Source organism: Binatus sp. (SeqCode) (assembly GCF_049584895.1).
Classification (GTDB): Bacteria; Desulfobacterota; Binatia; order Binatales; family Binataceae; genus Binatus.
In genome coordinates, this window is the sequence record NZ_JBAUYR010000084.1 from 21,056 (window position 1) to 33,394 (window position 12,339).

Here is a 12,339-nt window from a genome sequence, read left to right on the forward strand (position 1 = left end):
GACTTCCCAAGCGGAGACAGCCGATGCCACATTGGTATGAAGACAATTCGCGCTCGATCGGACATACGCCGCTGGTGCGGCTCAACCGCGTCATCGACGGCGCTCCTGCCACCGTTTTCGGCAAGATTGAAGGACGCGGCCCCGCGTATTCCGTCAAGGACCGCATCGGCGCCGCGATGGTCTGGGACGCCGAGAAGCGCGGTCTGCTTGGTCCGGGGAAGGAGCTGGTCGAACCGACCAGTGGCAACACCGGCATCGCGCTCGCGTTCGTCGCGGCCGCCCGCAAGATCCCGCTGACGCTCACGATGCCCGATACGATGAGCCTCGAGCGGCGCAAATTGCTCGTCGCCTACGGCGCAAAGCTCGTGTTGACCGAGGGCGCGCGCGGCATGACCGGCGCGATCGCGAAGGCCGAGGAAATCGTTGCTTCGGCGCCCGGCCGCTACGTCCTGCTGCAGCAGTTCAGGAATCCCGCCAATCCCGCGATTCACGAAGCGACTACCGGTCCGGAAATCTGGAACGATACCGAAGGTGCGGTCGATATTTTCGTGGCGGGAGTCGGCACCGGCGGCACTATCACCGGCGTTTCGCGCTACATCAAAAAAACCATGGGCAAACCGATCACCTCGGTCGCAGTCGAGCCGACTGCGAGTCCCGTCATCACGCAGCAGCGTAGCGGCCAGCCGCTGAAGCCGGGCGCGCACAAAATCCAGGGCATCGGCGCAGGCTTCGTCCCTGAAAATCTCGACCTCTCGATGGTCGACGTCGTCGAGCAGGTCAGCAACGAGGAGGCTATCGAATACGCGCGTCGCTTGACCCGTGAAGAAGGAATCCTTTCAGGCATCTCATGTGGAGCCGCCGCCGCTGTTGCCGCGCGAATCGCCAAGCGTCCGCAAAACGCTGGCAAAACGATCGTCGTGATACTTCCAGATTCCGGCGAACGATATCTGAGCACCTCACTGTTCGAAGATGTTTCCTAGATGAATTGGCTGCTTGCGTGAGCTCGATGTCAGAAAAACCTCCACACACCGCGCCCGCCCTCAACCACTCGCACTGGGGCACCTTCGAGCCCATCATCCTCGACGGACGAGTCACCGAAACGCGCCCTTTCGCCCGCGATCCTGATCCTTCGCCCCTCTTACACTCGATTCCCGACGCGCTCCATCATGCCAGCCGCGTCGCGCAACCAGCAGTGCGCGCAGGATTCCTCGAGCACGGCCCCGGCAGTACCCGCGATCGCCGCGGCTCAGATCGTTATGTCGCGGTAACGTGGAACCGCGCGCTCGATTTGATCGCCGACGAAATCAAGCGCGTGATTCGCGATCGCGGCAACAACGCCATCTACGCCGGCTCCTACGGATGGGCCAGCGCCGGCCGCTTCCATCACGCGCGCACGCAACTGCAGCGCTTCCTCGGCGGCATCGGCGGATTCACCGGCGCGCGCGACACTTACAGCAACGCGGCAGGCGCCGTGCTCGTGAAGAACGTGCTCGGCAGCCTGCACGCCATGAACGGTCCCGGCACCAGCTGGAAGAGCATCGCCGATCATGCGGACCTGGTCGTGATGTTCGGCGGCATCCCGACCCGCAACACTCAAGTCACTCCCGGTGGTGTCGGCGAGCATACGACCCGCGGATGGCTCGAGAAGGTCAAGACCGCGGGTGTCGAGTTCTGCAACATCAGCCCGATGCGCGACGATGCGGCCGGCTTCCTCGACGCCGAATGGATCGCGCCGCGCCCGCATAGCGATACCGCGCTGATGCTCGCGCTCGCTCACACGCTCATCGTCGAGGGCTTGCACGACGCGGATTTCCTCGCTCGTTACTGCACCGGCTTCAATCGCTTCCGCGACTATCTGCTCGGCACCGACGACGGCCTCCCAAAGTCCGCCGAATGGGCCGCCGGCCTGAGCGAGATTTCCGCCGACAAAATTCGCAGCCTCGCGCGCAAGATGGCCGCGTCGCGAACTTTCATCAACGTCAATTGGTCTCTGCAGCGCGGCGACCACGGCGAGCAGCCAGTTTGGGCTGCAATCGCTCTCGCCGCCGTGCTCGGCCAGGTCGGTCTTCCCGGCGGCGGCTTCGGCTTCGGTTACGGAAGTATGGAGGGCCTCGCGACCATGCTGCCGGACATGCCGGTTCCGACTCTGCCCCTCGGCCGCAATCCGGTTCGCAGTTTCATCCCGGTGGCCAGAATCGCCGACCTCCTTCTCAATCCGCTTCAGCCGTTCCAGTACGACGGGCAGGACCTGGTCTATCCCGACATCGATCTCGTCTATTGGTGCGGCGGCAATCCGTTTCATCATCATCAGGATCTCAATCGCCTCATCCGCGCATGGCGCCGTCCTTCGACCATCATCGTCCACGATCCATGGTGGACCGCGACCGCCCGCCATGCCGACATCGTTCTGCCGAGCACCACGACGCTTGAGCGCGACGACGTCGGCGCCAGCGCGCGCGACAGATTCATCATCGCGATGAAGCAGGCGATCGCGCGGGTCGGCGACGCGCGCGATGACTTTGCAATCTTCAGCGATCTCGCCGACCGCTTCGGCACTCGCGAGTCGTTCACCGAAGGCCGCACCACCATTCAATGGTTGCGTCACATCTACGACGCCGCCCGCGAACACGCGAATCGTCACGTCGCGGAATGGCCCGCCTTCGACGAGTTCTGGAGCCGTGGATATCTCGAAATTCCCGAAGCCTCGACCCCGCACATTCTGTTCGAAGAATTCAGGATGAATCCCGACGCCAATCCGCTGCCAACGCCGTCAGGCCGAATCGAAATTTTTTCAGAGAAAATAGCCAGCTATAACTACGACGACTGCCCCGGACATCCCACCTGGCTCGAACCCGCCGAATGGCTGGGCAGCGACGCCGCCCGCAAATTCCCGCTGCATCTTCTGACCACCCAGCCGAGCACGCGATTGCACGGCCAGATGGACATGGCGCGCGTCAGCCAACAAAGCAAAGTCGCGGGTCGCGAGCCGATGCGCATGAATCGCAACGACGCTGCCGCGCGCGGAATTAGCGACGGCGATATCGTCCGGGTCTTCAACGATCGCGGCGCAATCCTGGCCGGCGCAGTTCTCACCGACGACATCCGCCCGGGCGTGATCCAAATCTCAACCGGCGCATGGTACGACCCGCTCGATCCAGGCACGATCGGCACTCTCGACAAGCACGGCAACCCCAACGTCCTGACCCTCGACAAGGGAACCTCGCGCCTGGCCCAGGGCCCCAGCGCCCAAACAACTCTTGTCCAGGTCGAAAAGTTCGAAGGCGACCCGCCCTCCATCAGCGCCTTCAATTCGCCGCTCGATTGAAACCGCCGCTTCTTTCATAATCAATTCTGCGCGCCTGCTGCCGCGATCGCGCTGCAAGAATTGATCACCGAACCGGGAACCCACTCATGGAACATACGCACAAAAACATTGATCTCGAACTTTCCGATCTCCGAACCAAGGTCAGTCAAATGGGAGACCTGGTCATCGCGCAGATCGAGAGCGCGCTCAGATGTCTCAGCGAACATGACGTTCCCGGCACCCGCATGATCATCGAGCAGGACAGCAACGTGAACCAGATGGACATTGACCTCGAAGAAATGTGTCTGCAGTTCCTCGCCCTTCATCAACCCGTCGCCAAGGACCTCCGCCTCATAACCGCTGCGATGAAGGTCACCTCCGAACTCGAGCGGATCGGAGACCGGGTGGTTAACATTTGCGAGATTGTTCACGATCGCGACGATCGCGATCCGACAACCTCCCACGCCGAAGTCTCACAAATGGGATCGCTCGCGCTTGCGATGGTCCGCGACAGCCTGGCGGCCTTCTCCCAAGCGGACAGTTCACTCGTTAAACAGGTTTTCGAGAAGGATAAGGAGTTTGACGCGCTCTACGGCAAGACCTTCGCCCAGCTCACCGCCACGGTTGCAAAAGATCCCGATCGAGTCGCGCACGACACCAAGCTCGCCTTCCTCTCAAGAGACTTGAACGAAATCTCCGAACACGCCACCAACATCGCCGAAGTGGTGATGTTTATGGTTGATGGCAAGTCGCTTACTCATATGGATATGCACGAGCGGCGTGCGCCCAGGTAGAGATTCTGCGCATCAGCTCGCGGTCGCGTCCTTGTACTTCGGCGACGATGCTTTCATGAAGCGCAGCAGCATCCTCATCTCGGCGATGCGTTTGCCGTCCTTCTCATTCAGCGCCGTCTCGAACCACATATATTCAGTCTTCGGGCTCTGACCCAGCGCCACGATACTCCCGCCGACGCGATACGGATGCTCTACCCGCACCGGCCCATTGATATTGCGCAGCTCGATCGCCCCGAACAGTCCCACCGCCTGACCGAGCTTGCCGCGCAGCGTCGCGATTGATTGCGAATAGAGCAACTGCACCATCGTCGCCGGCGTTGCGATAGCACCACCCCACGGCGAAGGCTTGATGTACCAATCCATCGGCTCCGTGATGACCTTCATCCGCCCGGCCATCGCACCGTTCGTCAGAAACGCATCGCACTCTTCGAACTGATCGCCGACCTTAAGCCCGCCAAGAATCCGCAGCTCACCAGGGTCGAATCGATCGAGCGGACGCCGTAGCAACGCGCTCCGCTCCTCAGGGCTTCCTACTGACGCCGTGCCTTCCGCAACCCGCATCCCATCATCTCGCTCGATCCAGATTTCGACCTGCGCGTCCGTCGCATCGAGCGGCGGCTCTTTCACGAACGCGCGCACCGCCTCTCGATCAGTCGTCGCGTTGAGGAAGTACATCGAGATCGTCCCGCGCTCGAACCATCGCTTGCCGAACGACTTCAACAGGAGCGGCGGAAACAACTCCAGATGAATCGATCCGGCAACCGTGCCTCCGCGAAACCCCAACTTGGTCGCCGTCGCGTCATCGTGGATGCTCCCGGCCACTTTGCTCGCATTATTAACCGATCGCCGCAACGGACCGACCAACAAATGATCGCGCAATTCGATTTCCGAATTCATGATGTCGTCCTCGCCCCGAATTAAGCACGGTCCCCCAGCATTCAGCAAACTTCTCAACCCGTAGTGGTCAACGTTTCTCAATCCATTCGATCGAGTGCTAATTTCGACGCGTGGCAACCCCTTCAGCGATCGAACGCGCATCATGGACTCGCGATCTGCTTGCCTCACTCGGGCGCGCGGACACTTCAAATCAACACGCGCTGCAAATAATCGGACGCGATCCTGTTATCGCGACGCGCTTTCGCGCCGGCGAGGCTGCCGCTGCTGTCCTCGCCGCGAATGCGATCGCGGCCGCCGACCTCTGGTGCGCGCGCGGCGGACGTCCGCAGCGTATCGAGGTCGATGTGCGCGCCGCGGCCGCGTCGCTCGTGTCGTTCCTATACCAACGATGTCAGGGCGCCTCATTAGACCGCAGCCCGCAGCCCACGACCGCCCTCTATCGCGCGCGCGATGGGCGATGGGTTCATCTGCACGGCGGATTCAGTTCACGCGAAGGCACGCTCGCACTTTTGAAATGCGACGATGACGCCGGTGCGATCGCGAATGCGGTCGCGTCGTGGGATGCGCAGGCGCTCGAAGATGCGCTCGCCGACCGCGGAGTGTGCGGTGCGAAGTTGCGTAGCGCCGACGAGTGGCGCGCGCATCCTCAAGGTGTCGCGCTCGCGCAAGTGCCCGTCGTCGAGGTTCTTCGCCTCGGCGACGCGGCGCCAGAGCCGATTCCCGGGCCGCGCGCCGGCGCGCATGGCGCTCGCCCACTGTCAGGCGTGCGTGTTCTCGATCTCACGCGCGTGCTCGCCGGACCGACCTGCGCGCGCACCCTGGCCGAGCATGGCGCCGAAGTCCTTCACGTGCGCAGCCCCAAGCTGCCGCCAATCGAGCCTTTCGTAATCGACGCCAACCCCGGCAAGCGCTCGTGTTTTCTCGATCTCGATAGCCGGGAGGATGCCGAGCGAATGCGCGCACTGGTCCGCGATGCGCACGTATTCTCGCAAGGATACCGTCCGGGCGCTCTCGCGCGGCGCGGCTTCTCGCCGGAAGGATTGGCCGAGATGCGGCCCGGCATCATCGCAGTATCGATCGACTGTTACGGACACGAAGGTCCGTTCGCGGGCTGGCCCGGATGGGAACAACTCGCGCAGACAGTCACCGGCATGGCGCACGAGCATGCTGGCGACGAGCATCCCGCACTGGTGCCAGCCGCGATCAACGACTACACGACTGGCTACCTTGGCGCGCTCGGCGTGATGTGCGCGCTCGCGCGACGCGCAACCGAAGGCGGCAGCTGGCACGTTCGCGTATCGCTCGCGCGCACTGCGATGTGGATCATGTCGTTGCCGCGCACCGCGCCGGAGGACAAGCCGGGCGGATTCGACATGGCCTCGATCACTCCGTGGATCATCGAGATGAACACCGCTTGGGGACCTCTAACGCGTCTCGGTCCGATCGCGCGGATGTCGGAAACGCCGCCGCGATGGGATCTTCCGCCCGCACCGCTCGGCAGCGATCCCGCGGCCTGGCGCTAGGCGCGTCGATTCGCCGGAAGAAGCGCGTGCCCTTCAGCGCGCGTACACGCAGGCGTTGATTGTCGACCGCGACGCGTTGAATTCAGCGCAGGAGGCGAACGACGCTCTGTTGGCAAATCGCACACTACAGAACGCGGTGCGGATGGACGTCGAGCCGGCGATCAAAATGGCGCGCAAACGAAACGGCGGCGCGATCGATCCCGTCGCGGTGTTCAGAGAGAGCCGTTACCGTCAGTGTAAGGCGTCATCGCGTCCACAGGATCTCATGGGCAAATCGGGAATCGGCTAGCGCGAAGCGAGTTCGCGGCTGGTCTTTGCGTCGCGATAAATCAGCGGTTCGTCGGCGCCGGAATCGTTGCGTATCGACTCGACGATTCCGTGATGCGGTGACAGGCGGCAAATCGGATCGGCTTCGGCCGCGTTTCCGGCCAGCATGAAGGCCTGACAACGGCATCCACCAAAATCGATTTCTTTACGTGCGCAGCTGCGGCACGGCTCCATCATCCAGTCGTCGCCACGGAACGCATTCATCGCGGGCGAATCGCGCCAGATCTTTTCCAACGCGTCATCACGGACAGATTCGAAACGCAGGCCCGGAATCACCGCGGCGGCGTGGCATGGCATCACCTCGCCAGTTGGATTGATGCACATGTAGCTGCGGCCCCATCCGCCCATGCATGGCTTGGGCTCACCCGAGAGATAGTCGTTCTGCACGAACGCGATTTCGAGCGTACCGCGATATTTCGCGATCGCCGCGCGCGCGATTTCTTCGGCGCGATCATACTGCTCGCGGGTCGGCATTAACGCGCGACGATTTTCATCCGCCCATGCGTAGAACTGGGTATTCGCGAGCTCGAGGCGATCCGCTCCCAATTCTAGTGCGAGCGCGATCAGTTCGGGCACCTCGGCGATATTCAGCCGATGAATCACGACGTTGAGCGTTAGCGGAAAGCCGATCTGGCGGATGAGCCGCGCGACGTCCAGTTTTTTTCGATGCGATCGCACGCCTGCGACCATCTCGGCGCTTTCGCGCGCCGCACCCTGGATGCTCAGTTGAATATGATCGAGGCCAGCCTCGCGATAGTGTCGCAGCTTATCGTCGTCCAGCAGCGTGCCGCCGGTTATCAGGTTTGTGTAGAGATCGCAGGCTCGCGCTTGCTCAATTAGTTGGACGAGATCATCGCGAAGGACAGGTTCGCCGCCCGAGAGATGCAACTGCATGACGCCCAGTTCCGCGGCCTCGCAAAAAACGCGGCGCCATTCGTCAGTTGAGAGTTCGGCGCGCGATCGGTGGAAATCCACCGGGTTGGAGCAGTACACGCATCGCAGCGGGCATCGATAGGTGAGCTCCGCGACGAGAGTGTATGGGCGCGGCGCCGTGGTCATTGGAGCAACCCGCGCGCGCGAATGGTGTCGAGGAAGTCCATCACCTCGCGCCTCAGCGCGTCGCAATCGGCGTCTTCATATTTTTTCGACAACTGATCGATGATTTCATTTATCGAACGTGCGCCGTCGCATAACCGCACGATTGCCGCGCCCGTTTCGTTGAGAGCCAGCGCTGCTTCCGGGAACAGCAGCATTTCCTGCTGCGCGATGGGATCGAACTTCAGCCGCGCGCGCGAGGCCAGCCGCGGCCGCCATGCGTCGTCTGCACTCATCCGAGTTTTCGCGGATCGTGCCACAACGGCGGCAAATGTCCGGGAGAAACGTAGGCGTAGTGAATAGCGTCCAGAAGACTCCACAGTATGTGGCACTTGAGCGTGAGCGCGTCGGCGGCGCGGTCCTGCGACTCAAGCGTCGTGCAATGCGCGACGACGTAATCCAGGCCGAACTCGGAGTCGCGCGGTGCCTGCACCAGGCGTCCGCGAAAATATTCGAGGCCACGGCTGTCGAGCCACGGATATAACTTCTCGAGGACTGCGATTCGATCGGCCATCAGGGTCGGCGCAAACAATTCTGTCAGCGACGATGCGACCGCCTCGGTCAGCGGACGCGACGCGCACAGATGCAGGTACGCGTCAACCGCGAAGCGCACGCCGGGCAGCACGTAGCGCAAACTCGCGACGTCGGCGACGTCGAGGCCCGCGGCCTCCGACAGCTTGTACCACTTGCGGATGCCACCCTCGCTGTCGCCCATCCCGTCGTGGTCGATAATTCGCGTAATCCACGCGCGGCGAAATTCCGGGTCGTCAGCCTTGGCCAGGATCAGCGCGTCCTTCTTAGGAATCGTCCACTGGTAGTAGAAGCGATTTTCAATCCACGCCCGCAGTTGCCGTTTCGTCAGCTTGCCCTGATGCATCAGGACGTGAAACGGATGCTTGTCGTGGTAGGCAGCTTCGCCAATCGCTCGCAGGCGCGCGACAAATTTCTCCGCCGAGTCAGATTTATTTTCCGCCATATCGTTCACGCTGAAGTCAGACCGTAAAATCCATGCCGTCTTCGGCTACCTCCCATCCCGCTCTTTCGATCTCGCGGCGCTCGGCCGAGGTCTCATCGAGAATCGGATTAGTGTTGTTGATGTGAGTATAGATTTTTCTGATTCGAAGATGGCTGAGTCGCGCGAGACTGCCGGCGGGTCCCGAGATAGCGATGTGACCCATCTCGGATGCGGTCCGCGTCCCGGTCCCGCGGCCATCCATTTCATTCTCTGACCAGAAGCTGCCATCGAACAGAAGACAGTCGCACTTGGCGGCATCTGCGATAAACCTTTCGTCGATTTCTTTTATCGCAGGAACATACAGGAGCGACGAGGCAGAGCTTTTGTCGATGAGTTTGTAGGCGACCACGGCTCCGTCGCAATTGGCGGTCGGCGTCTTAACATAAGTTGGGACTTTGCCGCTGACGAAAATCGTCTCGAAGCCGAAGCCGCATCCGACGGTCTCGGCTTTGCGATCTTCCAGCCTCGTCACATTGAATCTATCCGATTGATTCAACGCAGCAAAAATCGGGTTGGTTGCGAAGACCCATTCGAAAACCCGTGGCGTGCAATACAGCCGGATTGGCTGAGCCTCTCGCAACGAGAGCAGGCCGGCGATGTGATCGAGTTCCGCGTCGGAAAGCAGTACCGCGTCGATGGCCGATCCTCTGACGCGGCTCTTTGGCAGCAATTCGGGGAATGAAAAAATCTGCGCTCGAAGATCAGGGCTCGCGTTCAGCAGCGACCATCGCGAGCCGTCCGCGCTGACTGCCACCGAACATTGTGTCCGCGCTTTCGCGTGAAGCACCCCGGTCCTCAGCCCAGCGCAATTAACGCAGTTGCAGTTCCACTGCGGGAAGCCGCCGCCGGCAGCCGAACCAAGAATATGGACCCGCACGACGGCCGGGTCTTAGGATTCCTGCTTGGTTTCCGATCCGTCGTCGCGAATCAAAGGCTGCTTCAGGGCGCGCCGGGGATCGTCGGCGAGGGCCGAACTGTAGCAGTTGATTTCCGCGTCCATTCGAATCTCGACAAACTCTGGCTTTTTCCAATCACTCATGTTTGTACTCCCACGATTGCCCGGAGAAATTTTTACACCATGCGCATAACCCGAGGCAACGAGTCGCTACTAACACCGAAACAGTTGATTATCGCAAGGGTTTGGCGAAACTTTGAAGATAGAGTCGAAGGTGAGCAGTTTAGTGTCGAGGAGGCCCTGATGTCGGGCTTGTTTGAAGAGACGAATCATCTTGAACCGATTCCGCTGCCCGACGCGAAAGTCTACTACCAGAGCAACCTTGACCTGGGGCGCCATCCCGATGAAATTTTGCGTGAGCTGATCTCCGACGTGCCGTGGCGACAGCACAGAATTCTCGTGTGGGGCAAAATGCACTTGCAGCCGCGCCTGGTCGCCTGGTACGGAGACCCGGACACGGAATACACCTACTCAGGTATCACATTAGAGCCGCTGCCATGGACCGATTTGCTACTTGAAATAAGAAAGCGCGTCGAGGCTGCTACTGCGGCATCTTTCAACAGCGTACTGCTTAACTACTATCGCGATAACCGGGATAGCATGGGATTCCATAGCGACTTCGAACCGACGCTTGGAGACAGACCGGTGATCGCGTCGATAAGCCTTGGCGAAGAGCGAACATTCGTGCTGAAGCACAAGACTAATAAGCTCGCGAAACCTGTCCGTCTGAGACTTGCATCGGGGAGCCTCTTACTGATGAAAGGTGAAACGCAGCGATATTGGATGCATGGCGTCAACAAACAGGGCCGTCCGTGCGGGCCCCGGATCAATTTGACCTTTCGCCGGATTGTTAACTCGAATAAGTAGCTAATGAGTGAGTTCTCCGGTGCCTGGATTTAGGAAAAGCGTCCGCGTGCGATGTCGTCCCGTGAAATCGAACATGTTGCTGAGCGGACCGGCTATTGCGTCGTAGGAGCCTCCACCTAGCTGACCTAGTGACCAGTTGTCTTCGATAAAGCGCGTTATCGAGGTCAGATCTGTAATCGTATGATCAACGGAATTAGGCCTCGCGTAAGGCGATATGATCAGCAACGGCAACCGCGGCCCGTAGCCGCATCGCAACTCTGCGTCGCCAAGCGAAGGATCGCCTGACCCGCAGACTCCGGTCCCGCTTAGCGCGTCGAGTGGCGAAGTCGAACCGTTAAAGATAGGACTCATCTGATGATCGTAGTCACCATCGCTGTCGTCGAATGCGATTACTATCGCCATGCTCTTCCACTGCCGCGTCTTCTCGAGTGCGTTGATTGTTTGCACAAGGAACACTTGCTCATCGAGCGGATCTGAAATGCCGCCTGCGTGCCCGGTCTGATAGCGCTCCGCCTTGACATAGCTGACCGCGGGCAAGTTATCGGCCTTTGCAGCAGCTAGAAGATCGGCCAGGTCATACTCATGGTTGGCCTGACCTGGATGTCCTATCTCGGAAATATCGGCAGGCCGCATGTGATTCAGGTTACTTGTCTGAGGATAGTACTGAAACGGCGTGTATTGGCCGTTGTAATCGGCGATGACCATACCACTTACTGGATTGGTATGACTGCGCTTGCATCCCGTGGTGCCATTGGGATTCACCGTCTGCAGATTGAAGCCGCCCTCGAACGAACCCCAGCTTATGTCCTTTGCGTTCAGCAGATCACCTATGTTCATACCGGACATCTGAACGGTCTGAGTAGCGCTGGCAAAGCAGACGTCGCCGGTCGGCTGCGCATTGGCGATAAGTGTGCCGTCCAGGACCAGCTGAGGGTTGGGCGGTGTAGGAATAGCACCGTTGGTCTGTCCCGATACCAAATTGATATGTCCTGGCAGCGTACTTCCGAAAGTCGTGCCGAAGGAGTTATCGCTCATCGCAAAATGCTGGGCGTAATTCCACAACGCAGTCACAGTGTTGCCATCGAAATAACCCATTATAAAAGCGCTGCCGTGACCGTAGTCGGGGCATCCTGCAGGAACCGTGGTAAAGGTAACGAACTGGTCCATCAGGCCGAAGTCAAACTGTTGCTGCTCCGCCATGTAGCCGTTGAGACCGTCGCACGTGTAGGCTTGCGTTCGATCGTAGCGAAATGGATTGACACCGTTACGATTGGAGTTCAGCAGCGTCGGGGTGAATCCATTAACCGACGGCGTGTCATGAGCGGGAAAAAACTGAGGCTCGCCAGCAGGGTTGGCGGCGTTGGGATAAGTCCCGAAATAGTGATCGAAGGTCTCATTCTCCTGAAAAATGATCACAAGGTGCTTGATAGGTGTCGTGGTGGCAAAGCGATCCGCTTCGTCGGCAACGGCCGGCGTCACCGACAGGCTCGCGATCAGTCCTACGGCGAGCGCGACCGCGCCCACGAAACTGAAAATCGATCGATGCATTTACGTCCCCCTCG

Annotated in this window: 13 protein-coding genes; 6 read left to right on the forward strand and 7 right to left on the reverse strand. The window is 60.2% G+C overall.

Annotated features, from left to right (window positions below):
• The first annotated feature begins 23 nt into the window (after nt 1-23).
• The 3 genes from cysK to phoU all read left to right on the forward strand — a co-directional run bounded on the left by cysK (nt 24) and on the right by phoU (nt 4,098).
• Entirely contained in the window at nt 24-980 is a 957-nt protein-coding gene (gene cysK, locus WB650_RS14780; RefSeq protein ID WP_422301342.1) for a cysteine synthase A, read from the forward strand.
• A gap of 26 nt (nt 981-1,006) precedes the next feature.
• Nucleotides 1,007-3,325 carry a molybdopterin-dependent oxidoreductase gene (locus WB650_RS14785; RefSeq protein ID WP_423960992.1) on the forward strand — a complete coding sequence of 773 codons (2,319 nt, stop codon included), beginning with the start codon at nt 1,007-1,009 and terminating at the stop codon, nt 3,323-3,325.
• A gap of 86 nt (nt 3,326-3,411) precedes the next feature.
• Nucleotides 3,412-4,098 (forward strand): phosphate signaling complex protein PhoU, encoded by a 687-nt coding sequence (phoU, locus tag WB650_RS14790; protein ID WP_422301346.1) that lies wholly within the window; start codon nt 3,412-3,414, stop codon nt 4,096-4,098.
• 12 nt (nt 4,099-4,110) lie between these two features.
• Here the strand turns inward: phoU and WB650_RS14795 are convergent, their stop codons facing one another.
• A complete protein-coding gene (locus WB650_RS14795) occupies nt 4,111-4,995 on the reverse strand; it encodes a hypothetical protein (RefSeq protein ID WP_422301348.1) in 885 nt (294 codons plus the stop codon).
• Between the two features lie 110 nt (nt 4,996-5,105).
• Between WB650_RS14795 and WB650_RS14800 the strand changes: the two genes are divergently transcribed.
• Nucleotides 5,106-6,518, forward strand: a complete 1,413-nt coding sequence (locus tag WB650_RS14800; RefSeq protein ID WP_423960995.1) for a CoA transferase — start codon at nt 5,106-5,108, stop codon at nt 6,516-6,518.
• A gap of 109 nt (nt 6,519-6,627) precedes the next feature.
• A complete protein-coding gene (locus WB650_RS14805) occupies nt 6,628-6,807 on the forward strand; it encodes a hypothetical protein (RefSeq protein WP_422301351.1) in 180 nt (59 codons plus the stop codon).
• On the opposite strand, the gene pqqE is transcribed toward WB650_RS14805, so the two are convergent.
• The 5 genes from pqqE to pqqA are packed head-to-tail and all read right to left on the reverse strand — an operon-like array spanning nt 6,804 to nt 9,994.
• On the reverse strand, nt 6,804-7,904 hold the full coding sequence (gene pqqE / locus WB650_RS14810; RefSeq protein ID WP_423960997.1) for a pyrroloquinoline quinone biosynthesis protein PqqE: 1,101 nt from the start codon (nt 7,902-7,904) through the stop codon (nt 6,804-6,806). The two genes, WB650_RS14805 and pqqE, sit on opposite strands and share 4 nt — an antisense overlap.
• Nucleotides 7,901-8,176, reverse strand: coding sequence for a pyrroloquinoline quinone biosynthesis peptide chaperone PqqD (gene pqqD, locus WB650_RS14815; protein WP_422301355.1), 276 nt, complete (start codon nt 8,174-8,176; stop codon nt 7,901-7,903). Before pqqD ends, pqqE begins: the two co-directional genes overlap by 4 nt.
• Entirely contained in the window at nt 8,173-8,916 is a 744-nt protein-coding gene (gene pqqC / locus WB650_RS14820; RefSeq protein ID WP_422301357.1) for a pyrroloquinoline-quinone synthase PqqC, read from the reverse strand. Before pqqC ends, pqqD begins: the two co-directional genes overlap by 4 nt.
• 16 nt (nt 8,917-8,932) lie before the next feature.
• Complete coding sequence (gene pqqB / locus WB650_RS14825; protein ID WP_422301359.1) at nt 8,933-9,832, reverse strand: pyrroloquinoline quinone biosynthesis protein PqqB; 900 nt, start codon at nt 9,830-9,832, stop codon at nt 8,933-8,935.
• Nucleotides 9,833-9,844: 12 nt separating this feature from the next.
• Nucleotides 9,845-9,994, reverse strand: coding sequence for a pyrroloquinoline quinone precursor peptide PqqA (pqqA, locus tag WB650_RS14830; protein WP_422301361.1), 150 nt, complete (start codon nt 9,992-9,994; stop codon nt 9,845-9,847).
• Nucleotides 9,995-10,033: 39 nt separating this feature from the next.
• Between pqqA and WB650_RS14835 the strand changes: the two genes are divergently transcribed.
• On the forward strand, nt 10,034-10,777 hold the full coding sequence (locus tag WB650_RS14835) for an alpha-ketoglutarate-dependent dioxygenase AlkB family protein (protein WP_423961000.1): 744 nt from the start codon (nt 10,034-10,036) through the stop codon (nt 10,775-10,777).
• Here the strand turns inward: WB650_RS14835 and WB650_RS14840 are convergent, their stop codons facing one another.
• Nucleotides 10,778-12,325 (reverse strand): phospholipase C, encoded by a 1,548-nt coding sequence (locus tag WB650_RS14840; RefSeq protein ID WP_423961001.1) that lies wholly within the window; start codon nt 12,323-12,325, stop codon nt 10,778-10,780.
• Between the last annotated feature and the right edge of the window lie 14 nt (nt 12,326-12,339).